This is a genomic window from Arthrobacter sp. Soil_C_60, assembly GCF_057656375.1.
Map to the genome: position 1 here is coordinate 1 of NZ_JBDGKM010000017.1, position 24720 is coordinate 24720.

Below are 24720 nucleotides of genomic sequence, written 5' to 3' on the forward strand. Positions count from 1 at the left end.
CCTGCTATCCGGGCAAAATCAGATGATTCCACGAATCAATCGAAGCGGGCATCTTGACATGATTCCCCGGGGACCCCGGGACCGCTGCAGCCGCCGCGCGAGGTAATCAGCGATGGCGCCGGCAGCGATGATGCAGCCGAGCATCTCCAGGCCTTCCTCCAGGATCAAGCCCGCGGAGAAGACGTAATCGGGGCCGTTCTGACGGATCCAGCCGTTGAACGCTTCGACACCCAGCGCGCCAGCACCGTAGCAGCCCAGCCCCAGGGCGAGGCGCCGTCCCGTGTCCCGGGGCAGCGACCGCCCGGCGAAGATCAGCACAGTGGTACCGGCAATCCCGACGACCGCACCCAGCGCGAGCCAGGGGTAGGTCGGGGTGTCTAGTCCTGTCGCCAGGAGCGGCCGGGCGAGCCGCTCGTGCAGCCGGGCGGCTTCGTCGAGGCTCAAGTACGCGGCTGCCGCTGCTATAACCGTCCAGGAGAAGCGTGTCCTGCCGTGCGCAGTCAGCGCGGATGTTGCGGCCAGCGCCCCCACCAGGGACAGCAGCGCGGAGTTCCACCAGGTAGGCAGATTTGCCTCCGCCCCGATGTCCACGAATTCCTTCGCTTCGTCCAACGGGATCACGTAGTGGAGGGCGAACACGGCTATGAACAGCGCCATGATGAGGGCTGTAACCAGCAGAAGGAAGCGGACGGCCGCGCGGGCAGGCGGCTGTTGGCCGAAAAGCAATTCAATTCTCCTGGCGTAGCCGGCTTCAACGATCAGGGAAACCATACCGGCAGTAAATGAGACAAAAATGAGAGCCGCAGCCCCTAATCGGCCCGGTGCTGACAGCACCGCTGAAGCCGGCGCAAGCGGCCGGCTTCAGCTATCCGGATTAGTGGCCGGCTTCGTTCCAGTTGCTGCCGACACCGACCGACACGTCCAACGGAACAGTCAGCTCGGCCGCTGCCGCCATCTGCTCCCGCACCAGCTTCTCCACAGTCTCGCGCTCCCCCGGGGCGACCTCGAGTACCAGTTCGTCATGCACCTGCAGCAGCATCCTCGAGGACAGTTTTTGGGCCCTGAGCCCGGCATCGACCCCGAGCATTGCCTTCTTAATGATGTCCGCGGCCGAACCCTGGATAGGCGCGTTCAGCGCAGCGCGCTCCGACATCTCGCGAAGCTGGCGGTTATCGCTGTTCAGGTCCGGCAGGTAGCGGCGTCGGCCTTCAATCGTGGAGGTGAAACCGTCCTTGCGTGCCTGCTCGACGATGCCGCGCAGGTAATCCCGTACTGCCCCGAACCGCGCGAAGTAGTCCTTCATCAGCGTCCGGGCCTCGTCGACCGAAATCTTCAGCTGTTTGGACAGTCCGAAGGAACTCAGGCCGTACACCAGGCCGTAGGACATCGCCTTCACCTTGGCGCGCATCTCGCTGGTGACCTCTTCCGGGGCCACGCCGAAGATGTGGGCGCCGACGAACCTGTGCAGGTCCTCGCCTTGGCGGAAGGCCTGGATCAGTCCCTCGTCGCCGGAGAGGTGCGCCATGATGCGCATTTCGATCTGCGAGTAGTCCGCCGTGAGCAGCGTTTCGTAGCCCTCCCCCACGATGAAGACTTCGCGGATGCGGCGGCCTTCTTCGGAACGGACGGGGATGTTCTGCAGGTTCGGGTTGTTCGAGGACAGGCGCCCGGTCGCCGCCACCGTCTGCGCGTACGTGGTGTGGATGCGGCCGTCCTCGGCCACGGACTTTTTCAGCCCTTCAACCGTCTGCTTGAGTTTGCTGGCATCCCGGTAGGCCAGCAGCTGCACCAGGAACGGATGCTGCGTTTTGGCGATCAGATCATTCAGCGCGTCCGCATCCGTGGAATAGCCTGTCTTGATCTTCTTCGTCTTGGGCAGTTCCAGCTCGTCGAACAGGACGGTCTGGAGCTGCTTCGGCGACCCGAGATTAATCTCCTTGCCGATGATCCGGAAAGCTTCCGAACTGGCGGCATTGATGGTGGAGCTGAAGCCGTCCAGCAGGCCGTCCAGCTTGTCCACGGCGACGGCGATACCGTCCAGTTCCATCCGCGCAAGCACCCAGGACAGCGGCAGGTCCAGCCCCGCCAGCAATTGGTTCGCGCCGCGTTCGATGAGCTGGCCGGCAAAGTGTTCGCTCAGTTCGAGCGAGGCAAATGCTTTTGCGACGGCGGGAGCCGCCACATCGTCTTCGCCCAGGCTCAGCTCCAACTGGCCGCCACCGGACGACACCGCCGATGCTACCGACAGCTTCAAGTGGTACTGGGCCAAGTCGGCCAGATCGTAGTTGCGGCGGTCCGGCTGGATCAGATACGCGGAGATCGCCGTGTCATCAACGACGCCCGCCAGCTCGAGGCCCCGGACGGAGAGCAGCTTGTAGGCCGACTTAAAATCGTGGATGACCTTGGGCGCATCCAGATCCTCCAGCCACTCGGCGAGCCGGCGCTCGGCGTCGGCGTCGAGGCCCTCAAAGGCAACGTAAGCGGCAGCCGAGGGACTTACCAGGGCCAGCCCCACGGCGTCGTCCCCTGCTGTGGTTTGCTCGGTGACCAGCTGCACGGCAACCGGGAGCTGGTTCGTGCTGTCGAGCCAGTCGTCCAGTTCCTTCTCGTTTGTCAGAACCACGTGCTGCGGTGCGTGGACCTCGGTGTCCTCGACCTGCTCTTCGCCGCCAAAGGTGTCGATCAGCCGCTTGCGCAGTGTGTTGAACTGGAGCGCATCGAAGAGTTCCTCGATGGCATCCCGGTCCGGCTGCTGCAGGAGCATGGTTTCCAAGTTGACCGGCAGGTCCATGTCCCTCAGCAGGTGGTTGAGCCGGCGGTTGCGCTTGACGTCATCGACACTGGCCCGGAGGGCGTCACCGACCTTGCCACCGATGGAATCCAGATTCTCCAGGATGCCGTCCAGACCGCCATACTGGTTGATCCACTTGGCGGCCGTCTTCGGCCCCACGCCCGGCACGCCGGGAAGATTGTCCGCGGTCTCGCCAACGAGCGCCGCCAGATCCGAGTAGCGGGCCGGGGACACAAAGTACTTGGCCTCCACAGCTGCGGCGTCCATGGGCGGGATGTCGCTGATGCCCTTCTTCGGGTAGAGCACCGTCACGTTGTCCGTGATGAGCTGGAACGCATCCCGGTCACCTGAGACCACCAGCACATCCCAACCGGCGGCTTCGCCCTGTGTGGCAAGGGTGGCGATGATGTCATCGGCCTCGAACCCGTCCATGGAGATGGTGGGGATCCGCATTGCCTCCATGAGTTTGATGATCAGGTCCACCTGGCCATGGAATTCCTGCGGGGTCTTGCTCCGGCCGCCCTTGTATTCGCTGTATTCCTGGTCCCGGAACGTGGGGGTGTCCAGGTCGAAGGCCACCGCCACGTGCGTCGGCTTGTGTTCGCGGATCATGACCAGCAGCATGGAAGTGAAACCGTAGACAGCATTGGTGTGCTGCCCGGTATCCGTGGAGAACTTGTCCGCCGGCAGGGCGTAGAACGCGCGGAATGCCATGGAATGGCCGTCGATGACCAGCAGCCGCTTTCGTTCCTGGCTGGAATTTTCTTCAGGGGCTGCGGCCGTGGCCGTCAGCGTATCGCCGGTTGGGGACACCGGTTTGTTAGTTTCACTCACAGGTGCCAGCCTAGTTCCCATGAGCGACAATTTCACACCGGAAGCGGTTCCGGCGGCAGCACCGGACTTGACTGACGAGCTTGTTTCCGCAGGGGTACCCGTGGAGCTGCGTCCGTGGCTGCGGCATATGGGCGTCGGTGCCTTGGTGGTGAAAATGGGGATCGTTTTTTCGCACATGAGCGCGGAGCGGATGGTTGCCACCATGCCGGTCGAGGGCAATACGCAGGTGGCCGGGATCCTGCACGGAGGCGCGCACACGGTGATGGCCGAAACCCTCGGATCCTTCGCCGCTGCTATCCATGCCGGACCTGACCGGCACGCGCTGGGCATCGAAGTCAGTGCTACCCATCACCGTGCCGCGGCCGCGGGGCTGGTGACCGGTACGGCCACCGCCATCCACCTGGGCCGGACGCTGACGGTCCACGAAGTGGTCATGACCGACGACCAGGGGCGCCGGCTTTCCACCGCCCGCATCACCAACATGATCAGGGACAACGCGTAAAGCAGGAACAACGTTTAAACCCGCGTCTACTGGTCCGCTTCGGTTGCGGGACCGGCTGCGGTGAAGCGGTAGCTTAGCTCCACCATGCCGGCGCCCAGGGTCCGCGAGCCAAGCAGCTGGGCAGGTTCCGTCGCCGAGCCCACGGGCAGCAGGCTCTTTCCCCGGCCGATGGCGACCGGCACGTATGTGACAATCAACTCGTCCAGCAGCCCGGCGTCCAGGTACTGCGCGGCCAGGGAACCACCGCCGACCACCCAGACGTCCTTGTCCCCGGCGTCGGCAACAATGGTCGCATGGAACAGCGAGATGTCCCCGCGGACAAAGGTGATGTCCGCGCCGGCAATGCCCGGCAGCTCGTGGTGCGTAAAGACCCAGGTGGGCATCTCTCCGTACTCCCAGGCCTCGGCGCCGCCCTGGTCCAGAATGAACTTGTACGTCTGGGAGCCCATGACAATGGCGCCGATCCCGGCGATGAATGACCTGTAGGTGTCCGCCACGCCTTCGGCGTCGTTAAACCGGAACAACCAGTCCAGCTTGTCGTTTTCGTCGGCGATGTACCCGTCCAGCGAGCTTGCAACGTAGTAGAGCGTGCGTGCCATGGGCTCATGCTAGCCCGGTTCGTCAGTGAAAAGCAGGCACGATCAGATAGATGCCGTACAGCACGGCGGCAACGCACACCGCAAAGCAGGCATATGCGCCCAGCCGAACCACGGGCTGCCGCGTTGGAACGGCGTCCGTGGCCACCGCCAGCAGTCGCACGCCCAGCCCGTAAAACCCGACCACGATCATGGAAGCCACCAGCGTGGCGACGGCGACAATAACAAAAGCAAACCAGTCGATACTCATTGTCCTGCCTCCAGCCGGTCCTTCTTTTTCTTGCGTTTGCGCTTGATCTTGACTACCTCGCCTGCCTGGTCCACGTCGCTGATGGCGTTGTCATGGCCGACCTTGGACCGTCGGGAAACGACGTACATTCCGAGGATGATCAGGATTCCCGCGACTGCGTCGATGATGATGCCCGCCACGCCGAGGTGGGCCACCCACGCAGCCAGTGCACCGACGCCGCCAGCGGCAGGAAGAGTCAGCAGCCAGCCGATACCGATCCGGCCCGCGGTGTTCCAGCGCACCGTGGCCCCTTTGCGGCCCAGCCCGGAGCCGATCACGGAGCCGGAAGCGACCTGCGTGGTGGAGAGTGCGAAACCCAAGTGCGACGACGCCAGAATGGCTGACGCGGTGGAGGTCTCGGCGGCGAAACCCTGCGCCGGCTTCACCTCGGTCAGCCCCGAGCCCATGGTGCGGATGATCCGCCAGCCACCGGAGTAGGTGCCCAGGGCGATGGCCAGGCCGCAGGCGGCGATCACCCAGAAAACCGGGCCGCTGCCGGCCGTCTGGAAGCCGCCGGCAATCAGTACCAAGGTGATGACGCCCATGGTTTTCTGGGCATCGTTGGTACCGTGAGCCAGCGCCACCAGCGACGAGGAGAAGATTTGTCCAAAGCGGAAGCCGCCTCGTTTGGGCGCAGCCGAACTTCCCTGCCGCCGGGTAATGGCGTACGCCAGCTTGGTGCCGAGGTAGGCCACGGTGCCGGCGATCAGCGGCGCTAGCACGGCCGGCAGCAGAAGTTTGGAGACAACGACGCCGTAGTCCACCGCGGCGAGTCCGGCACCGACGATGGCGGCGCCGATCAGGCCGCCGAACAAGGCGTGCGAGGAGCTCGACGGCAGCCCCAGCAGCCACGTGATCATGTTCCACACGATGGCCCCGATCAGGCCGGCAAAGATCATGACTGGGCTGATCTGGATTCCGCCCTCGCCTTCCCTGATCAGCCCGCCGGAGATGGTCTGGGCCACCTCGGTGGACAGGAAGGCGCCCACGAGGTTCAGGATGGCCGCCAGCAGGACCGCAGCCTTGGGTTTGATGGCACCGGTGGCAATGGGGGTTGCCATGGCATTCGCCGTGTCGTGAAAGCCGTTCGTAAAGTCGAAGAACAAGGCCAGTGCTATGACAAGCACGACCATTAAGGTGAGATCCACCTGGTGCCCAATCTGGTCAGCGGGAAAGTTCATCTGCCGTTCACCCGCGGGTCATGATTGGTTCAGTTGCGGGTGCGGCGCTTACCGATTGTAGATGCCGCCGGAGCGGCGACAAACACGGTCCGGCCACCATAGGTCAGGGAAGCAGCGGATCCTTGGGCTTGTGGCGCGACGCCGCGGGCAGTACAACTGGTCCATGAGCGGCAATCTTGAGGCATGGATCGCGGGATACCGGCGGGCTTGGGAATCAAATCAACCTGATGATATCCGCGCGCTGTTCACCGACGACGCCGAGTACCGGACCGATCCGTGGGCGGTACCCTGGCGGGGACACGAAGAGATCGTGGCCGGCTGGCTGGAGAAGAAAGATGTAGCCGGCACGACAGCCTTCGAATGGTCCGAACTGGTCTCTACCCCGGACGTGGCCATCATCCAGGGCACGACGGTTTACCGGGACGGGCCGACCTACAGCAACCTGTGGGTGATCAAGCTAACGGCCGAGGGCAGGGCCCGGTCCTTCACCGAGTGGTGGATGGACCAGAGCAACCCTTCCTAACCAGTTGCTCCGCGACCCCGACACGCATTTCTACGGCTCGGTTCCGTAGACACGTGCGGCGTTCTCATGGCCGATCATCCGGGCGACGCGTTCACCATCGCGGCGGGACCAATCGCCGTCGTTAATCCACTGAGCGATTGTCCGTGCCAAACCGCGTCGGAACAGGCCGGCACCCAGGTAGTAGAGTTCCGCGAGACCCAGCGCGTCGGTGGAGAACAATGCCTTGTGGAAGGGGGTCAGCTCGAGGGATTCGGCGATGACCGCTGCCGAGCGGGAACCTGTGTGGTTCACCGCCAGACCGACGTCCACGTAGACGTGCGGAAAAATCTGCGCCAGATAGCCGGCCTCGCGCTGGTACGGGTAGCAGTGCAGCAGCATCATCGGCACGCCGGATTCCCGCGTGGCCCTGAGCCACCCTGTCAGCTGCAGCGGATTGCAGCGAAGCAAGTCCACATCGGCATCACCGTAGCCCACATGGAACTGGATCGGTTTGCCCAGCTTCAGACCGGCCCAAAGGATGTGACGCAACAGGACGGGCTCATCCAGCCTCATCCCGCCGGCTTCCGGATTCTGCCTGCCCAGCCACCTGCCCACCGCCTCCCGGACCTCGTGCTCTGAAGGCGCGGCGGGTTCAAAATCCAAGCCGTAACGGTATGCGGCAATGGACTTGAGCCCTGCGGCATCCTTGGCCGCTGTTTCCAGGGCCAGCTCAAAATCGGCAATGAACGACGACGGAGTGGTGCCCTGCTCGGTGATCTGTTCGGCAAGGCGTTCCAGCCGGACTATCTCCCCTGAGTTGCCGCCGCCCAAAGCCGCGGTTTGCTCCGGCGAGGTCAGCGAGTCTTCTCGAATCCCGGCGTCGACGAGGAAGGTGCTGATGCCGGAGGCGCTGAGCAGGAGCCGGTTCACGTTGCCGGCGCCCAACCGCGAGCGCTGCTCGAGGTAAGCCTCCGGGCTGGCGTGCGGCTCAAGGTCCAGCACGGGCGCGCACCAGCGGCGGATGGCGAAGCCGAGCTGCGAGTCGAAGGTAGTTTTGCCCTTAGGGGCGGGCCAGTTCGATTCGGTCGCCAGGGCTTCGAAAGATGCCCGGTCCAGGTCAGCGCTGACAACGCCATGACAGTGGTGGTCGATGAGCGGTACGCCGTCCATCAGGGCACCGCCGTCCAGCCCATCCCCAGGATCAATAGGCATCGGCGTATAGCTTGCACTTTGCTGCAGGGTCCAGACCGTCGAGCAGGCGGAGTTCATCCTCCCGGACGGCTTGGAATACCTTCAGGAAGTCGGCGGAAAACCACTTGCGGACAACCTGGTCCGAGCCGAGATGCCGCAGTGCGTCCGGCAATGACGCCGGCAGCCGCGCGATACCTGCGGCCGTTAGCTGCTTGTCGCTGAACTCTTCCACGGGGCGGTCCAGAATGGCCGGTGCTTCCAACCGTTGCCGGATTCCCTCCAATCCGGCCCGGATCAGCAGCCCCATGACCAGCCAGGGGTTGCCGGTTGCGTCTCCGGCCCGGAACTCGAGGTTCAGTTGGGACGCCGGCGTCCGGCCACCCGTCTGGATGGTGGGGCACACCCGCATCATGGCTTCGCGGTTGTGGTTGCCCAGAAACGCGTGGGTGGCTGACCATCGGTGGGGTGCCAGCCGCAGGTAGGAGACTTCGCTGGCGGCGGTGAAAGCGACGATCGCCGGGGCATGGCGGATGATTCCGGCGGCGAAGGCTCCCGCCGCTGCCGATAGACCGCCTGGCCGGGTGATGTCATGCATCACGGGCCTGCCGTCCAGGTCCCTCAGGCTGAAATGGACATGGACCCCGTTTCCCACACTGTCCGGATCCAGCAGCGGCGCAAAGCTGGCACGCTTACCAACCGCATGGAAAAGATTCCGAACGATGTCACGCAGCAGCACCGCGCGATCGGCGGCGGTCAAGGCATCGCTGGCCTTGACCGTGATCTCGTACTGGTGGGCGCCGTACTCCGCGAGCCAGTTCTCAGGCTGCAGCCCGGCAGCCGCGAGGATTCCCACCAGTTCGGTCCCTAACGGTTCGGCCCGGAGCATGGCCTGCAGGGACATAGGTGGTTCCGGCGCTTCGTCGGTCACCAGCATGAATTCGTGCTCGAACGCGCCAAAAATGCTCAGTCCGGTTTCCTCCCTGAGATCCCTGATGGCGCGTCGCAGGAAGGTGCGCGGGCAACAGGGCCACTCGGAGCCGTCCATACGGGTGATATCCGCAAGAACCACAGTGATCGGCGGTCTGCCGGGTATCCCGGCGATCCGTGTTAGCGAGTGCTCGTCCGGAATCAACCGCAGATCACCGGTGGCATCGAACGGACTGTCCCGGGCTATTTGCCCGAAAGCGTGCACGCCCAGATTTGCCGGAACCCAGCCACAGCCTGTTTCCATATCCAGTTCCGGCAACGGCATTGAACGGCCCCGGGTGGTCGCGCACAGATCGTTCGTGGCAATGAACGCCAGCTCGTTCGCAGCCATCCCGGATGCCGCTAGCTTTTCTTCGCCCGACTCGGCTGCACCCGCGGAGGCTCACCCGGCATCTTCGGGTAATCGGGCGGGAACGGCATCTCACCGAGCCCTGCCGCCAGGTCTCGCTCCCACCATTTCAAGAGCACGTCGATAGTGCCGGGACTGGCGTGCATGTCCGCCCACGGATCGCCGGTGGTCCTGAGCCGGTCAGGAACCGTGGCGATAGTGAATTGCTTCGGGTCCGCCGTTTCCAGCTCGTCCCACTCGAGCGGACAGGAAACGGGAGCATGGGCCAAGGCCCGCGGACTATAGGCACCGGCCATGGTCCGGTCCCGGTTGGCCTGGTTGAAATCCACAAACACCCGCTGGCCGCGTTCTTCCTTCCACCAATTGGTGGTGATCTGCTGCGGCATGCGGCGTTCCAGTTCGCGGGCGGCGGCAATCACCGCGTGGCGTACGTCCAGGAACTCGCGGGTGGGTTCGATCGGTGCGAACACGTGCAGCCCTCGGTTGCCCGACGTCTTGATGAAGGCCGTCAGTCCGGCTTCGGCGAGTACCGATCGAAGTTCCAGGGCCGCAGGAACGGCGTCATCAAAGTCGGTCCCGGGTTGCGGGTCGAGGTCGATGCGCAGCTGGTCCGGATTGTCCGAGTTCCCGGAGCGCGAGGGCCAGGGGTGGAAGACGATCGTGTTCATCTGCACTGCCCAGACGGCGGCGGCAGGTTCATCGATAACAAGCTGGGGGTGCGATCTGGCGCTGGGGTACACCACCTTCACGGACCGCACGAATTCGGGCACACCCTTGGGTGGGTTCTTCGAAAAGAACATTTCGCCGTCGATCCCCTCCGGAAACCGCTGGAGGGAGACGGGTCGGTCCCCGTTCGCGGCGACGAACGCCTCGCCCACGTCGGCGATGTACCGGGCGAGATCCAGCTTCGTCAGGCCGAGTTCGGGCCATAACACTCTGCTGGGACTGGAAATGCGCATTTCCCGCTCGCCGTGGGGTCCCTCAACCGTGAGCGTCGTTGCTTCGCTGGCCATGGGAACAACATACCGACAACCACGGCGGCCGTCACCCACTTCCGGCGAGTGCATCTGACGCCCTTGGTCCGTAAGCTCGTTCCATGGCGAGATACTTTGATGTTCATCCTGAGGACCCACAACCGCGCACCGTCGGGCAGATCGTCGACCTGGTGCAGTCGGGCGGGCTGATCGCATACCCCACGGATTCCTGTTACGCGCTGGGCGCGCAATTGGGCAACAAGGAGGCGCTGGAGCGGATCCGCACCATCCGCCAGCTCGATGACAAGCACCACTTCACCCTGGTCTGCAAGGATTTTTCCCAGCTCGGTCAATTCGTCCTGATCGACAATGACGTCTTCCGCAGCATCAAGTCGGTCACGCCTGGCAGCTATACCTTCATCCTGCCGGCGACAAAGGAAGTTCCGCGCCGGCTGCTGCATCCGAAGAAGAAAACCGTGGGAGTCCGCATTCCCGACAACAAAGTAGTCCATGCGATCCTGGCCGAGCTCAACGAACCGCTGCTCTCCAGCACTTTGCTGCTTCCCGGCCAGGAGGAGCCGTTGACGCAGGGGTGGGAAATCAAGGAACGCCTTGAACACGTTGTCGACGGCGTGGTGGACTCCGGGGACTGCGGTGCCGAGCCGACCACCGTGATCGACTTCTCGGGCGGGGGCGCCGCGGTTGTCCGGCGCGGCATGGGCGATCCCTCCCGGTTCGAGTAGGGGTCTTAGGCGCCCACAGCTGCCGGCGTCACAGTGGAAGGCACCGGCTCGTGCCGCAGGTAGTCGCGCCGGAAGCTGCCGGTGCCTGCGGTCAGCGAGCGAAGTTGGATGGCGTACCGCAGTAATTCCTCGTCCGGCACTTCGGCGCTGATTTCAGTACGGTCGCCGCCCACCGACGTCGTTCCTGTCACCCGGCCGCGGCGGGACGACAAGTCGCTGAGGACGGCGCCGACGTATTCGTCCGGCACCATGACGGTCACGGCGGACACCGGTTCCAGCAGCTGGATGCGTGCCGCCGCCGCAGCCTCACGCAAAGCCAGCGCCCCGGCGGACTGGAAGGCGGCATCCGAGGAGTCGACGCTGTGCGCCTTGCCGCCGACCAGCGTCACGCGGATGTCCACAACCGGGAACCCCGCGGAAACGCCCTTGAGCAGCTGTGCCCTAAGGCCTTTCTCCACCGACGAAATGAACTGCCCGGGGATCGCACCCCCGACGATCCTGTCGACAAAATCGAACCCTGCCCCGCGTCCGAGGGGCTCAACTTCTATGTCGCAGATGGCGAACTGGCCGTGGCCGCCGGACTGCTTGACGTACCGCCCATGCCCCTTGGCTGGCTCGGCGAAGGTCTCTCGCAGCGGTGTGATGACGTTGACCGTCTGCAGCTGGACGCCCTGGTCGGCCAGCCTCCACAGCACTACGTCCGCGTGGGCTTCACCCATGCACCACAGCACCAGTTGGCCGGTCTCGGCGTTGCGCTCCACCCGCAGCGTCGGATCCCCCGATGCCACCTTCGCCAGGCTGCGGCCAAGGGCGTCTTCATCAGCGTGCGACGCGGCCTCGACCGCCACCGGCAGCAGCGGTTCCGGCATGGACCACGGTTCGATCAGCAAAGGCGTGTCCTTGGCCGAGATCGTGTCGCTGGTTTCGGCGTTGCCGACCTTGGTCAGCGCGCAGATATCCCCCGCCACGGCGAACGGTACGGCCTGCAGCGCCGACCCGACCGGAGCATGCAGATGCGTGACCCGCTCGTCGCTGTCATGGTCCTGGTGGCCCCGCTCGGCCAGACCGTGCCCGCTCACGTGGATAGCGGTGTCCTCGCGTAGTGTGCCGGAGAACAAGCGCACCAGGCAGACCCGACCCAGAAATGGATCGGTGCTGGTGCGCACCACCTCGCCCGCGAGCGGACCAGCAGGGTCGCAATCCAGCGCCCGGGCCGGCTTCCCGTAGAGGTTCATCACCGCCGGCAGGTCACGTTCAACCGGCGAGGGGAAAGCCTGGACGAGCACCCGGAGCAGCTCGGCCGTCCCCACGCCTGTTTCAGCGGAGGTCGGAATGACCGGAAAGAAGGAACCACGGACGACGGCGGTCTCCAGGTCCGCGACCAAGGTCTCCTCGGCGATCTGCTCACCACCGAGATAGCGGTCCATCAGCGTCTCGTCCTCGCTTTCGGCGATGATCCCCTCGATCAGCGCACCTCGGGCGGATTCCGCGGCGGCAAGTTCGTCCTCGGTTACGGCACGTTGGACAGGCTGCACCTCCCCGGCCGGGTATTCCGACACCGTACCTGAGAGCAGCCCGTGCAACCCTACGAACGTTCCGCCGGCCCCCACCGGGAGGTAGAGCGGCAGGACGGCCTCGCCGAATGCCTGCTGGGCAGCTGCGAGCGCCCGGGCGTAATCGGCCCGGGGATGATCCAGCCGGCTGATCGTCACGGCCCGGGGCATTGCGGCTTCTTCGCACTCGTTCCATAGTGCGATGGTGGCCGCATCGATATCGTCCACGGCCGACACCACGAACAGCACAGCATCCGCAGCGCGCAGTCCGGCCCGCAGTTCGCCGATGAAGTCCGCGTAGCCGGGCGTATCGAGCAGGTTCACTTTGACGTCGCTGAAAACCACCGGAACCACGGACAGCGACACCGATCGCTGCTGGTGGATCTCCGCGGGATCCGAGTCACTGACCGTCGTCCCGTCGGCAATGGAACCCATTCTCGCGATCGCTCCGGTGGCAGCGAGCAGCGCCTCGGCAAGCATCGTCTTCCCTGCCCCCGAATGCCCCACCAGCGCGACATTGCGGATCTCCCCCGGCCGCTCGGCGTGCATCGGCGTGGTGCCGTCCACCCGCCGCAGCGCCGTCGCGGCCCGCCCGGGTCCCTTCCCCGGACCGTTGGTGCCTTTTACCGACATGACATCTCCCCTAGCCCTCACCTAGCCGCAGCCGCCTTTGCCCATCCCCTGTCCTTAGATTCGACACCCGCGGGAGCGGAAACGGCAAGGGTTGAGCGCCGCATCCAGCATGATGGATACATGGCCACCTCCGAATCCCCCGTCAGCATCTCCGTCGGCGAGACGTCGGTCTCGGCAGTCTACGCCCGGCCCGATAACCCGCTGGCCACGATGGTCGTGGCTCACGGCGCAGGCGCCGGCATGGAACATCCGTTCCTGCAGGGTTTCACCCGGGCATTGAACGACGACGGCGTAGCCACCTTGCGCTTCAACTTCCCCTACCGCGAGGCAGGCAGGAAGTTTCCGGACCGCCCGCCGGCCGCAATCGCCGCCTGGCGGGCGGCCATGGACTTCGCCGCCGCGGAATCCAACGGCGAACCGCTGTGGGCGGCCGGCAAATCCTTCGGCGGGCGCATGGCCTCGATGGCCGTCGCCGAAGGTATGCCTGCTGCGGGCCTGGTCTACCTTGGCTACCCGCTGCATCCGCCGGGTAAGCCGGAGAAGCTCCGTGATGAGCACCTCTACGGACTGACGCTGCCGATGCTTTTCCTCCAAGGGACGCGCGATCCGTTCGCCACGCCTGAGCTCCTGGAGAATGTTGTTTCCCGCATCGGGGCGGCCGCTGTGCTGCAGTGGCTGGAGGGCGGCGGCCATTCCTTCGAGGTCGCGGGCTTGAAGCGCACAGCGGGCCAGGTAGGCGCTTCCCTGGCGGAACCCGCCGCTGCGTTCCTGGCCGCGCACCGTTAGGCGTTGGGCCACGCGTAGCTCTTGTCAGCCCATAAAGGGGACCAGCAGTGCGGTCACGAATACAGGACCAACGCCCCGCCGACCCGGTTGGTCAGCGCCGCAAACGGCATCAGGTGCATGCGGTTGGCCACGGCGGCGTTCAAGACTGGGTTGAGGCCGGCGCGCAAGGCACCTTGGTGGTGGACATGCGCATCAGCCAGACGGTCGTCGCGCCCTTCATCCTCGAGATCATCGAGAAGACCATCAAGAAGTAGCCCCAACGTCCGTGGCCCTTAGCCCGGTCGGCTCCAGATCCGCCGCCACCAGGGAAGCTTAATTTCCGGTGCCGGGCTGGCCGGGGCAGCGGCCGCACGGGCCGCCTTGCGTTCGCGCCATCGGGCTACTTCACCGTCGACATCCCTGGTCTTGGTAATGACAGGCGGTCCGCCGAGCAGCTGGCGCCGGGCTTCGATCACGCGGGTATTGAAGTCCTCGACGATCTCGCGGACCTGCTTCTCCGTGTACTGCTTGTCGAGCACCTGGTCCAGCTCGGCGTCCTCGGTGCGCAGCATGATGGCTGCCGGTCCCAGCCCGGTGATGTGTTCGCGCTGGATCAGGCCCTTAATCCACCAGTCCGGGTCGTAGCGCTCCCCAAGCCCCGGGATCGGTTTTCCGGCGTACTCCAGATTGTCGAATTCACCGCGCGCCATTGCATCGCGGATGAGGTAGTCGGCCTTGGCCGCATCGCTGATCTTGTTGCGCTTGCGGCGGCCTTCCTCGTCCGCGTCCGCGTCGCGGGCCCGTCCGCCGGAGTTGCGTGCGGCACGAAGCTCGGCCGCGCGCGCCAACCTGCGCTCGTGCTCGCCGGAGGTCATGCCGCCCATCATCTGCCACCGCCTTGGATACCTGCGCCACACCGATATTCTGATGCCACTATCGTCCCAGCACCTTGCGGCACCGGCAACGGACAGCCGGGTGCGCCTCTTTATCTCAGGTATTGCTTGGGTATAGGCTCGGACGGTATGGCGCTGCGACTCGTTCAGGTGAATTTCAAGGCTCGGGATGACTCAGCGCTCGGGCAGTTTTGGGCGGAGGCGCTCGACTGGGGCGTTTCGAGCGAAGGACCCGGTGTGACCAATGTTGAACCCGTGGGCTTCCACTGGCCGGACCCCTCCGCCGTCTGCGTCGACGTCGTCACCGTGCCGGATCCCGAGACCGTGAGGTACCGCGCGCACCTCGATCTCAATACCACCTCTGCTGCCCATCAGAGAGAGCTGGTCACACGCCTGCAGGAGCTCGGTGCGACGCCGGCCGATGTGGGCCAGGGTGACGTACTGTGGACAGCTCTTGCCGACCCGGAGGGCAACCTGTTCCGCGTGCTGGAGCCGCGATCGGTTTACCGGGACACCGGGCCGATCGCTGCGGTGGTGGTCAACTGCGCGGATCCCCGGGCCATGGCCCGGTTCTGGAGCGAGGCGATGGACTGGCCCCCGCACGAGGTGACCGACGATCACGCGAGGCTGCGTTCGTCCAAGGGCGTCGGGCCGTATCTGGAGTTCCTTCGCACCCCCGTCCTGAAGACCGAGTGTGGCCGTGTCCATCTCGATCTGATGCCGTACCCAGGTGATGATCAGGCGGCAGAGGTGGCCCGCCTCCGGGCTCTGGGGGCCACTGACGCAGACGTCGGCCAGGGCGAGGTGCCATGGGTGTGCCTCGCCGACTCGGAGGGCAATGAGTTCTGCGTCCTCACCTCGGGCTGAGCCGTCTATGCCGGTACCGCAAGCGTCAGGCTTTCCTCGTCACCCGTGCCGTCGCCCGCGCCGTCCAGGGATCCTCGGGCCAGGGGTGCTTCGGATAGCGACCGCGCATTTCCGCCCGTACCTGTGCGTAGGGTCCGGACCAGAATGAGGCAAGATCGTCTGTTACGGCCAAGGGGCGCCGGGCCGGCGAGAGCAAGTGGAACAACACCGGCACCCGCTCATCCACCAGCCGGGGTGTCCGCGCCCAGCCGAAACACTCCTGCAGCTTGACCGCCACCACCGGCCGGCCCTCCCCGTCCCCTGGCTCGGGGTAATCGATCCGCACCCGCGAACCGCTCGGCACTTCCAGCGACTCGGGTGCGAGGTCGCCGAGCCGAGCCGCCTCCGGCCAGGGCAGCAGCCGCCGCAAGGGATCCGTCAGATTGACCGCATTCGCCGGGGTGCCGCCGGCCAAGGTATCGATCTCCGGCCCCAGCCACTCATCCAGCCGCGCGAGCAGCGCGTCCTCGGAAACGTCCGGCCAGGGTTCGCCCAGTTCCCGGTGCAGCAAGGCGAGCCGGCGGCGCAGTGCGCCCGCCGTCGTCGACCATCCGATAATCGACAGTCCGTCCTGCTCCAAAGCGCGCACGACAGCGGCACGCCCCTCGGCCACCGGGGGCCGGATCGGAGTCGAGGACAGCACGATGGAGCCTAGCCTGCGTTGCCGACGTGCCGTCACCCTGCCGTTAGCGAAGGAGGCTTCCACGGTGTCGGCCAGCAAGTGCCTGGCTGCCGCCTCCGCGGTCTCCGCCGCCAGCGGTGCGGCCGAACGGATCACGGCGCCGGTTCCGGCCGCAGCGCGCCCCTGCGCCCGTGACACCTCGGCGACGGCCAGCCATTCGTGTCCGGCCAGCGTGCTGCCGGCGGGCAGGCCGGCCCGGGTACCGGAGGCCAGTAGATACTGTTCCGGTCCGCCGCCCGGAACACGGCGGGCCACCCGGTCGGGGAACGCCAGCGCGATGACGAACCCCACCGCATCACTCTCCGGCACAGGCTCCGATGGTTCCCCGGGAAGTACGACGCCGGAAACCTCCTCCCGCACGATTCCCTCCAACCGCCGCGCCTCCTCTGCCCAACGCGCGGCTCCGGGTTCCTGGCCCGAACGCAGGGCGGACAGCAGCCGCGTCAGGTCTGCGCCCGGCGCTCGCAGCTCGCCGGAGACCATGGCAACGCTCTCCGCCGCGGTACTTCGTTTGGCTGTGGCGGAGCCCCGCAGCAAAGCCGAGCCATCCAGCAAGGCGCGCCCCAACCGCGGATCTGCCGGAATCCGGGCGAGAGTTCTGCCCAGCTCCGTGGCATGCCCGGAGGGCTCCACGGCGCCGAGATCGTACAGCACTGCGACGGCCTCGTCCATCGCATTCCGGGGAGGATCGTCCGGCAGGGCGAGTCCCTGGCCGCCGGGCGCGCCCCAGCAGGCCAGGACCAGCGCCGCACCGGTCAGGTCCGCGGCCATGATCTCGGGCGTCCGGTGGGCCGGTGCAGCCCCGAAAGTCTTCTGGTCGTAACAACGCACCACCGTGCCGGGGCCCTGCCGCGCGGCGCGGCCGGCGCGCTGCTCGGCGGACGCGCGGGAGCAGGACACAGTGACCAATCCGGACATGCCCCGGGCAGCATCCCGTCGGGGCTCGCGCGACAGGCCGGCGTCGATCACCAGCCGGACGCCCGGAACCGTCAGCGAGGATTCGGCGAGCGCCGTGGACACGATGATCCGCGGCGGTCCGCCCTGCTCACGGCCGGAGACCGCCCGATCCTGGGCCGCCGGACCGGCCTGCCCGTGCAGCTCCAATACCTCGGTCCCCGCTCCCCGCTCACGCAGCCGGTTCCGGATGCGCGTGGCGACGAGGGAAACTTCCCAGGCACCGGGCACGAAGACCAGCGCATCGATCCCCGGATCGGCGGCGAGCGCTTTCTGGTGCGACGCCGCCGCCGTATCCGCGACGTGGTCCAGGAAGGCGCGGGTGACGCCGCGTCCGTCCAGCCGCGCCGCTGCTGCCGGCGCCCAGATTGTTTCCAAGGGATGGAGTGCGGAAGGACAGTCGACAACGGTAGCTGGCCCCTCGCCGTCGTATTTGCCGATCAAAGCGGCGAACCGCGGGGCGTCGAGGGTGGCGGACATGGCCACGAACGTCAGATCGCCGCGCAGTTCGCGGACTTCGGCGAGCATGCCCAGCAGCAGGTCCGTCTCGAGCCCGCGTTCGTGGACCTCGTCCAGGATCACCGCGTCCGTGCCTTCCAGCCCCGGATCCGCGAGCAGGCGGCGCAGCAGGATGCCCGGGGTCACGAACTCGACCAGGGTTGCAGGCCCGGTGCGGCGTTCACCTCGGACCGTGTACCCGACGCGGTCGCCGAGCCGGGTGCCGTCCAGTGCGGCGAGACGACGGGCAGCCGAGCGTGCGGCAACGCGGCGCGGCTGGGTGACCACCACGCGGGGAAGTCCGCCCTTGTCCCGCGCGCCATGTCCGGCCCCGTGCCAGGCGAAGTTCGCCAGCAGCGGCGGAACCAGGGTGGTCTTGCCGGTACCGGGCGGAGCCTGCACCACGGCGGATCCGGCCGGGCCTCCCGCACTAATCGCCGCGGCCAGCTCCTCCAGCGACTCCGCAAAGACCAGACCCGCACCGATGGTTGCCAGGTCAAAGGGGCCGGGGCTGCTTGCGGGGCCGGAGGAGAGGTACGCAGAAGTCACGCCTCCATTGTGCCTTGGTCCTGCTGCAGGGGCGCCGCTCTTCCGTTAGCCGGGCCAAAGGAGCATCATGAGTGGCACAACCGCTGGCGAAGACCGTTACGACGACGATAAGGACGGAACCTTGAATACAACGCCTCCCTCCGATCCCGGGCGGTCGGGCCATCTGCACCATCGGCGCATCGATATTCCCGGAGAAACCGACGACGCCGCACCCCTGGCCCCCATCCAGACCGACCCCAAAAAAGCGCGCAGAGCACTCTGGGGCTCCTACGTCGGGACCTCCTTGGAGTGGTACGACTTCTTCCTGTTCGGTACTACCGCCGCCATCGTCTTCGCCCCGCTGTTCTTCGGCGGCGACGACCCGGCGCTGCGGACCATCCAGGCCTTCCTGACTTTCGGCGTCGGCTTCATCGGCCGGCCGCTCGGCGCCCTGGTCTTCGGCCACTTCGGCGACAGGCTGGGCCGCAAGGGCATCCTCGTCATTACCATCGTGGTCATGGGCGTGGCATCTGCCCTCATCGGCGTGCTGCCGACGTTCGAGACGGCGGGCATCGTGGCCCCGATCCTGCTGGCCGCACTGCGCTTCGTCCAGGGATTGGCAACCGGCGGCGAATGGGGCGGGGCCACCCTGATGGCCGTCGAGTCGGCGCCGCCGGAGAAGCGCGGTTTCTACGGCGCCGTCGTCCAGCTCGGCTCCCCCACCGGCACACTGCTGTCAAGCCTGATTGTGGCCGGCGTCGTGGCCTGGACCGGGGACCAGTTCCTCGAGTGGGGCTGGCGGATCCCCTACCTGATTTCGATCGTGCTCGTGGCGGTCGGCGTCTGGCTGCGGCTGGCCGTGGACGAAACGCCCGACTACCGTGCCGCCGCCGGCGCCGCACCGGCCGCGCACAAGACCATCCCGGTGGTCGAGATCTTCCGGCATATTCCCGGCCGCCTGGTGGTGGGCATCTGCACCTATCTGTTCGGCAACGCCGGCTTCTTCCTGCTCACCACGTTCATGATCAGCTACGTCAGCAGGGTCCTTGAGCTGGATCCCACGGTGATCCTCACCGCCATCTCCTGGGGCGCCGTCGCGCAGATCATCTCCATGACCATCGCCGGCAAGGTGGCAGACCGGATCACCCCGGCCAAGATGGTGGTGATCGGCTACGTGATCGCCGTCGTCGTTGCCTTCCCGATCTTCTGGCTGGTGGACACGCGCAGCTCCTTGTTGATCACCGTGGCCATGATCCTGGGGCTGGGTTTCGCGTCCATTCCGTATGCACCCGTGGGGACAACGCTCACCCAGCTCTTCCCGATCCGGCTGCGCTATTCCGCCATCGCCCTGTCCGCGAACATCTCCGGCATCATCGCCGGGTTCATGCCGGCGCTCGCCGCCTGGATCCTCACTATGACGGGCGGCAGTTCGCTGGGTCCGGCCATCCTGCTGTTTGCCATCGCGCTGACCTCGCTGATCGGCTCCATCATTGCCCGGCGGATGATCGTCGCCGACCACCACGCCGGCCTGCAGGGCGGTGAGCCCCTCCCCACCCGCTGATTCGAAAATTACGACGACGGCGCCTCGCCCCCTCGGCGGACACGGGTCTTTCCTTCAGGCTCCCGTCGGCCCTTCAGAAGCCCGTCGGCGCAAATTGGCTGGCGGTGAACTCCGCGCCCTGCGGATCGCGGATCAATGCGCTGCGGGTCCATTCGTTGTCGTCCTGCCCGAGAACCTGCGCGCCAAGCTGCTCAGCGTCAAGCACGGTCTGGTCACGATCGGCCACTGTGAAAGTGACATGCCAGTGCGGCACCTCGCCAGGGGTAACCTGAGCGAGCCAACCAATCGCATCCTCGAACCCTACCGGGGTGGCTATCTCCGACTGCCGGGCTCTGATACCCGGGTCGATGGTCGCTTCCAGATGGTCGCCATAGCCGGGCCGGCGGATCATCCTGCCGAATCCGATGTCGTCTATTTGCCAGCCGAACGCCGGCCCGTAGAAGGCAGTGGCGGCGTCGATATTGGCCGTATGGAGATCGCTGAAATTCCATCCGCCCGGTTGATTGACCAGCTGGGCGCCCGGCCGCCGTCTGGCTTCCCAGAGGCGGAACTCGACGCCCTCCGGATCGATCAGTGCTGCCCCGCGGCCGCCCTCACCCGCATCGGCCGGCGCAGATCGGATGGCGGCGCCGGCGGCAACCAGACGCTTTGCCGCAGCGTCCGCGCTGTTAACGGACACGTAGGTGTTCCACACAGCGGTGCCCTTGCGGGGACCGGCGATGGCGCCGACATCCTGTCCGTCGAGCTTTGCAATCACATAGCGATCCGGTGATTCCGGAGGCATCACATCTTCAAACGTCCAGCCGAAGATGCCACCGTAGAAATCAATAGCCGCTTGGACATCGGGCTGCTCCGTGTCGATCCAGCACGGAACACCCGGCGGATACGTGCGCTTGGTCATAACTGACTCCAATCCACCCGCACAGCCTAGCCACTCATGGCACGGCTGGGAACTCCTAAAGCGTCGGTCAAAACGTAGCCAGGTCACTTTCACGCGCCGGTTGCGTTGGCCGCCATGAGGGTGGGCGTCTTGATCGTTCCGATATTGTGCAAGGCTGGTTACATGGATCTGGAGGTATCGCGCACGCTCACGATTCCCGCGTCGGAACTGAGCTGGCGGTTCTCGCGGTCGTCCGGGCCAGGGGGTCAGCACGTCAACACTTCGGACAGCCGGGTCGAGCTGTCGTGGAACGTCGCCGACTCGGCGGCGCTTTCGGACGAGCAACGGCTGATGCTGGTCGAGCGTCTCGGACGACGTCTCATCGCCGGCGTGATCACGGTGACCGCCTCGGAGCAGCGCTCCCAGTTGCGCAATCGCGAGATTGCGCTGGCCAAGCTCGCCGACCTGGTGGCAGAAGGTCTTGCTCCCGAAGCTGCTCGCCGCCGGGCAACCAAACCCACCCGGGGCTCGAACCGGCGGCGCCTCGAAGCAAAGCAACAGCGTGCGGCGACGAAACAGCAACGCAAGCGACCGTCCGCCGAGTAGCACCGGCCAGCCGACATCACCAAGCTGTGGCTGGGACAGCCGATCGTTGCTAGCGTGGTGGAATGACGCCGTCGAAGACCCCGGCCGAGATCCTCACCATCGCCGGCTCCGAGGTCCGTATCTCGAGTCCGGACAAGATGGTTTTCCCCGAGCCCGGGCTGACGAAACTTGACCTGATCCGTTATTACCTCGCCGTCGCAGAGGGTGCGCTGCGCGGCGCCGGCGGCCGCCCGATGGTGCTCAAACGCTTTCCGAAGGGCATCGACGCTGAGCCGTTCTTCCAGAAGCGCGTGCCAGAAAACCACCCCGATTTCATCGACACAACAACCCTGCACTATGCGTCGGGGACATCAGCCGAAGAGACCGTCATCCGGGATGCCGCGGGCTTGGCGTGGGTGGTGAATCTTGGGTGTCTGGACCTTAATCCGCACCCTGTGCGGGCCGAGGACCTTGAGCACCCCGACGAGCTCCGGGTCGACCTCGATCCGATGCCGGGCGTCGACTGGTCACAGATCGTCGACGTCGCATATGTAGCGCGCGAGGTGCTCGACGACGTGGGACTGGTGGGTTGGCCGAAGACGAGCGGGTCACGCGGACTCCACATTCTGGTGCGCATTGCGCCGAAGTGGTCGTACCGCGACGTGCGGCTCGCCGCCGAGACCCTCGCCCGTGAGGTCGAGAACCGCGCTCCCGGCCTCGCCACCGCTCGGTGGTGGAAGGAGGAGCGCGGCGAGAGCGTGTTCGTCGACTTCAATCAGAACGCCAAGGACCGCACCGTGGCGTCGGCGTACTCGGTCCGGCCCCTGCCCGATGCCCGCGTCTCGACGCCGCTCGCCTGGGACGAGGTCCGCTCCACCCGTCCCGAACAATTCACCGTGCGCACGGTGCCCGAGCGGTTCGCCGAGCTGGGAGATTCTCACGCCGGTATCGACGACGCCGTCGGCACACTTGACGGCCTCCTCGCCTTGGCAGCCGAGCTCGGCCCCGCCGAGAAGCCGCCACGCGGCGGCGACGGCTCCGGCCGCCGGCAGTCGATGATGCCGCTCATCGAGGTGGCACGCACCAAGACCAAGCCCGAGGCACTCGCTGCGCTCGGCGAGTGGAAGACCCGGCATGCCGACGTTGTCACGGCGTTGCACCCAGCTGATGTGCTCGTCGACGGAATGCGCGGATCGAGCTCGCTCTGGTACAGGGTGCGGGTCAACCTGCAGCACGTCCCCGAAGCGGAGCGTCCACCGCAGGAGGAGCTCATCGCTGATTACGACCCATGGGCAGGCAAGGAGTGGCCGGGGCGGCTATAAACCCCAATCGGTATCGTCGTAGGTGCCATGGAAATGGGCGCGGAGGTACTCCCCCACAACGGCTGCACCGAGATCCCCGGGCTCTGGAGCGACGACCCTGCCGTCGATTCGCCGGACAATTTTTTGGACGAACCGCGCAAGCCCTGGGTCGTCGCCGAGCCGGAAGAACGTGGCTTGCGTGCCGGCACGTCCAAGCCGGTCGAGTTCGGCGACCGTTACGCGGATTGTCTCCGGAGCGGGCGGCCAGGAGAAATACGATTCTCCTTCCGCCAGCAGGTGCGCAGTAGGTTCGCCGTCGGTCACCACAAGGAGGACAGGCTGCATTGAAGGGTGCCGCCGGAAGAAGCGATTGGCCAGCAGCAGGCCGTGATGCAGGTTTGTTCCCTGCTCCCGCAGCGCCGGCAGGGCGGTGAGGCCGCCGATGTCCATCGACTGCGCGTACCGGCCGAAAGTGATCAGCTGCAGCCGGTCCCCACGAAAACGGGTTGAGACGAGTTGGTGCAAGGCGAGCGCGGTGCGTTTCATCGGCACCCAACGTCCCTCGGCGGCCATCGAGAACGACACATCGACGAGCAGGACGACGGCGGCCTGCGTACGGGCCTCCGTTTCGGCCACCTCGATGTCGCCCGCTCCGAGACGTACGCCCCGGCTCGGATCGCCGCCGTCGGCCATCGTCCGGCGGATCGCGTTCGTCATGGTGCGGGTGACGTCCCACGGTTCGGCGTCCCCGAACTGCCACTCACGGCTGGCGCCGGTCTGATCGCCCGCGGCCCCGGCGTCACGCGTATCCCGGCGTCCTTGGCGGCCGGAGAGCTGCTTGGCAGTGTCCCGCAACAGCGACTTCCCCAGCCGCCGCATGGCCTGTGGCGACAAACGTAGGTCGCCGTCGGCACCGCGCTGCAGATACCCGCCGTCCTGCATCGCCCGTTCGATGTCCGCGAGGGCGCGGCCCGACACGGCCGCATTCTGACCAAGTTGGCGTGCGAGGGCGTCCAAATCCAGATCATCGAGGCGTGATCCGTTGTAGGACTGGGAGAGCTGTTCGGCAAGCTCGTCGAGTTCGGCGATGTCCTGGAGCACTCCCGTTCCGTCGCCCAGCCCGAGCCCTTCCTGCCCCTCGAAGCGTTCCGAGCCGGTCCAGTCCTCGCCGGGGCGCAGGGCACGCAGGCTCGCGTCGAGCTGATCGAGCTGCGCCATCAGTTCGGGCGAGCCGAACGCTTGCGCCGACAGACGCATCAGCTCATCGCGCTGCTCCTGGGACATGGATTGCAGGAGCCGCTGGGCCGCGGCCGCCCGCTGGGCCAGAGCATCAATCAGCTCCTCGACCGATTCCGGATTCTCCGGAAAGAAGCTGCCGTGCTGAGACATGAACTTCTGGAAGTCTTCGTCGGTGTCCTCGCCGCGCCGGTGTTTGTCGAGCAGCTCGTTGAGATCGCGCAGCATGCCGCGCACGGCTTCGCGGTCTTCGTCGGTGGCATTCTCGAGCGCCTGTTTCATGCCGGCGAACCGCTGGTCAAGAACCTCTCGGCCCAGCAGGTCCTTGATCCGTTCGTAGGCCTCCCGGGCCGTGCTCGACTGCCAGTCATAGGAGGCGAGCTCATTGACGGCTGCGGCGGTGGACGAGGGCAAGTTCTGCAGCTGCATCTCACGGAATGCGCGGTCGGTGTTGTCCATCATGGCGTCGCGGGCCAGCTGCTTGCGTTCCTCCAGCACAGCGGTATCAAGCAGCTTCCGGACTTCGCCGAGGGTGCCGTCCAGCCGGTGGCGGCTCAGCAGGTCCCGTCGGCGTTGCTGGACACGGCCGGCGAGGTCGTCCAGCCCTTCCCGGTCCCGGCCGCCGCGGCGCAGAAACTCCTGCAGGGCGTGCCGGGGCGAGTAGCCTGCCATGACGTCTTCGGCGACCGCGTCAAGCGCCTCGGCCAGATCAACCGGCGGGGCGAGCGGATCGGGTCCGCCCGTGTACCGGCCGTACCGGGAGGACCGGTGGTGAGCGCTCATGATGGTGCCTATCCCTAGTCCTG

General features: G+C 66.0%; 22 protein-coding genes. 8 read left to right on the forward strand and 14 right to left on the reverse strand.

What is annotated here, in order from left to right; genetic code table 11:
- Window positions 1-18: 18 nt before the first annotated feature.
- Window positions 19-771 (reverse strand): DUF8692 domain-containing protein, encoded by a 753-nt coding sequence (locus AC3A4M_RS21725; protein ID WP_498738569.1) that lies wholly within the window; start codon window positions 769-771, stop codon window positions 19-21.
- Between the two features lie 103 nt (window positions 772-874).
- The gene (gene polA, locus AC3A4M_RS21730; RefSeq protein ID WP_498738570.1) at window positions 875-3646 is read right to left on the reverse strand and encodes a DNA polymerase I; all 2772 of its coding nucleotides are present in this window, start codon (window positions 3644-3646) and stop codon (window positions 875-877) included.
- Between polA and AC3A4M_RS21735 the strand changes: the two genes are divergently transcribed.
- Window positions 3645-4127, forward strand: a complete 483-nt coding sequence (locus tag AC3A4M_RS21735; protein WP_498738572.1) for a hotdog fold thioesterase — start codon at window positions 3645-3647, stop codon at window positions 4125-4127. The two genes, polA and AC3A4M_RS21735, sit on opposite strands and share 2 nt — an antisense overlap.
- A 26-nt stretch (window positions 4128-4153) precedes the next feature.
- On the opposite strand, the gene AC3A4M_RS21740 is transcribed toward AC3A4M_RS21735, so the two are convergent.
- Genes AC3A4M_RS21740 through AC3A4M_RS21750 form a run of 3 tightly spaced genes read right to left on the reverse strand, consistent with a single transcriptional unit; the run spans window position 4154 to window position 6160 of the window.
- Window positions 4154-4726 carry a dihydrofolate reductase family protein gene (locus AC3A4M_RS21740; protein WP_498738574.1) on the reverse strand — a complete coding sequence of 191 codons (573 nt, stop codon included), beginning with the start codon at window positions 4724-4726 and terminating at the stop codon, window positions 4154-4156.
- A 22-nt stretch (window positions 4727-4748) separates the two neighbouring features.
- Window positions 4749-4973, reverse strand: coding sequence for a hypothetical protein (locus AC3A4M_RS21745; RefSeq protein ID WP_498731934.1), 225 nt, complete (start codon window positions 4971-4973; stop codon window positions 4749-4751).
- Window positions 4970-6160, reverse strand: a complete 1191-nt coding sequence (locus tag AC3A4M_RS21750; RefSeq protein WP_498738650.1) for an inorganic phosphate transporter — start codon at window positions 6158-6160, stop codon at window positions 4970-4972. The genes AC3A4M_RS21745 and AC3A4M_RS21750 overlap by 4 nt, the downstream gene beginning before the upstream one ends.
- Before the next feature lie 196 nt (window positions 6161-6356).
- Between AC3A4M_RS21750 and AC3A4M_RS21755 the strand changes: the two genes are divergently transcribed.
- A complete protein-coding gene (locus AC3A4M_RS21755; protein ID WP_498738576.1) occupies window positions 6357-6716 on the forward strand; it encodes a nuclear transport factor 2 family protein in 360 nt (119 codons plus the stop codon).
- 30 nt (window positions 6717-6746) lie between these two features.
- On the opposite strand, the gene AC3A4M_RS21760 is transcribed toward AC3A4M_RS21755, so the two are convergent.
- Genes AC3A4M_RS21760 through ligD (AC3A4M_RS21770) form a run of 3 tightly spaced genes read right to left on the reverse strand, consistent with a single transcriptional unit; the run spans window position 6747 to window position 10235 of the window.
- Window positions 6747-7907: an amidohydrolase family protein gene (locus AC3A4M_RS21760; protein WP_498738577.1), complete on the reverse strand. Its 1161-nt coding sequence runs from the start codon at window positions 7905-7907 to the stop codon at window positions 6747-6749.
- Complete coding sequence (locus AC3A4M_RS21765; RefSeq protein ID WP_498738579.1) at window positions 7897-9204, reverse strand: type I glutamate--ammonia ligase; 1308 nt, start codon at window positions 9202-9204, stop codon at window positions 7897-7899. The genes AC3A4M_RS21760 and AC3A4M_RS21765 overlap by 11 nt, the downstream gene beginning before the upstream one ends.
- Window positions 9205-9215: 11 nt before the next feature.
- The gene (gene ligD, locus AC3A4M_RS21770) at window positions 9216-10235 is read right to left on the reverse strand and encodes a non-homologous end-joining DNA ligase (RefSeq protein ID WP_498738581.1); all 1020 of its coding nucleotides are present in this window, start codon (window positions 10233-10235) and stop codon (window positions 9216-9218) included.
- Between the two features lie 83 nt (window positions 10236-10318).
- Here ligD (AC3A4M_RS21770) and AC3A4M_RS21775 point away from each other — a divergent pair, with 83 nt between their 5' ends.
- Complete coding sequence (locus AC3A4M_RS21775) at window positions 10319-10939, forward strand: L-threonylcarbamoyladenylate synthase (RefSeq protein WP_498738583.1); 621 nt, start codon at window positions 10319-10321, stop codon at window positions 10937-10939.
- A gap of 5 nt (window positions 10940-10944) precedes the next feature.
- Here the strand turns inward: AC3A4M_RS21775 and AC3A4M_RS21780 are convergent, their stop codons facing one another.
- Window positions 10945-13125, reverse strand: a complete 2181-nt coding sequence (locus tag AC3A4M_RS21780; protein ID WP_498738586.1) for an elongation factor G-like protein EF-G2 — start codon at window positions 13123-13125, stop codon at window positions 10945-10947.
- Window positions 13126-13245: 120 nt separating this feature from the next.
- Between AC3A4M_RS21780 and AC3A4M_RS21785 the strand changes: the two genes are divergently transcribed.
- Entirely contained in the window at window positions 13246-13911 is a 666-nt protein-coding gene (locus AC3A4M_RS21785) for an alpha/beta hydrolase family protein (RefSeq protein ID WP_498738588.1), read from the forward strand.
- Between the two features lie 53 nt (window positions 13912-13964).
- On the opposite strand, the gene AC3A4M_RS21790 is transcribed toward AC3A4M_RS21785, so the two are convergent.
- Complete coding sequence (locus AC3A4M_RS21790) at window positions 13965-14030, reverse strand: hypothetical protein (RefSeq protein WP_498738652.1); 66 nt, start codon at window positions 14028-14030, stop codon at window positions 13965-13967.
- Window positions 14031-14183: 153 nt separating this feature from the next.
- Window positions 14184-14777 (reverse strand): DnaJ family domain-containing protein, encoded by a 594-nt coding sequence (locus AC3A4M_RS21795; protein ID WP_498738589.1) that lies wholly within the window; start codon window positions 14775-14777, stop codon window positions 14184-14186.
- A gap of 135 nt (window positions 14778-14912) precedes the next feature.
- Between AC3A4M_RS21795 and AC3A4M_RS21800 the strand changes: the two genes are divergently transcribed.
- On the forward strand, window positions 14913-15650 hold the full coding sequence (locus tag AC3A4M_RS21800) for a VOC family protein (RefSeq protein ID WP_498738654.1): 738 nt from the start codon (window positions 14913-14915) through the stop codon (window positions 15648-15650).
- A gap of 25 nt (window positions 15651-15675) precedes the next feature.
- On the opposite strand, the gene hrpB is transcribed toward AC3A4M_RS21800, so the two are convergent.
- Complete coding sequence (hrpB, locus tag AC3A4M_RS21805) at window positions 15676-18372, reverse strand: ATP-dependent helicase HrpB (protein ID WP_498738591.1); 2697 nt, start codon at window positions 18370-18372, stop codon at window positions 15676-15678.
- Between the two features lie 67 nt (window positions 18373-18439).
- Here hrpB and AC3A4M_RS21810 point away from each other — a divergent pair, with 67 nt between their 5' ends.
- Window positions 18440-19912, forward strand: a complete 1473-nt coding sequence (locus AC3A4M_RS21810) for an MFS transporter (RefSeq protein WP_498738592.1) — start codon at window positions 18440-18442, stop codon at window positions 19910-19912.
- Between the two features lie 73 nt (window positions 19913-19985).
- On the opposite strand, the gene AC3A4M_RS21815 is transcribed toward AC3A4M_RS21810, so the two are convergent.
- Window positions 19986-20813 carry a VOC family protein gene (locus AC3A4M_RS21815; protein WP_498738593.1) on the reverse strand — a complete coding sequence of 276 codons (828 nt, stop codon included), beginning with the start codon at window positions 20811-20813 and terminating at the stop codon, window positions 19986-19988.
- Between the two features lie 162 nt (window positions 20814-20975).
- Here AC3A4M_RS21815 and arfB point away from each other — a divergent pair, with 162 nt between their 5' ends.
- Together arfB and ligD (AC3A4M_RS21825) are read left to right on the forward strand one after the other, a co-directional pair.
- On the forward strand, window positions 20976-21398 hold the full coding sequence (gene arfB / locus AC3A4M_RS21820; protein ID WP_498738595.1) for an alternative ribosome rescue aminoacyl-tRNA hydrolase ArfB: 423 nt from the start codon (window positions 20976-20978) through the stop codon (window positions 21396-21398).
- Window positions 21399-21460: 62 nt separating this feature from the next.
- Window positions 21461-22699: a non-homologous end-joining DNA ligase gene (gene ligD, locus AC3A4M_RS21825; protein WP_498738597.1), complete on the forward strand. Its 1239-nt coding sequence runs from the start codon at window positions 21461-21463 to the stop codon at window positions 22697-22699.
- Here the strand turns inward: ligD (AC3A4M_RS21825) and AC3A4M_RS21830 are convergent.
- Complete coding sequence (locus AC3A4M_RS21830; RefSeq protein ID WP_498738599.1) at window positions 22694-24697, reverse strand: vWA domain-containing protein; 2004 nt, start codon at window positions 24695-24697, stop codon at window positions 22694-22696. The genes ligD (AC3A4M_RS21825) and AC3A4M_RS21830 overlap by 6 nt on opposite strands.
- Window positions 24698-24720: the final 23 nt, after the last annotated feature.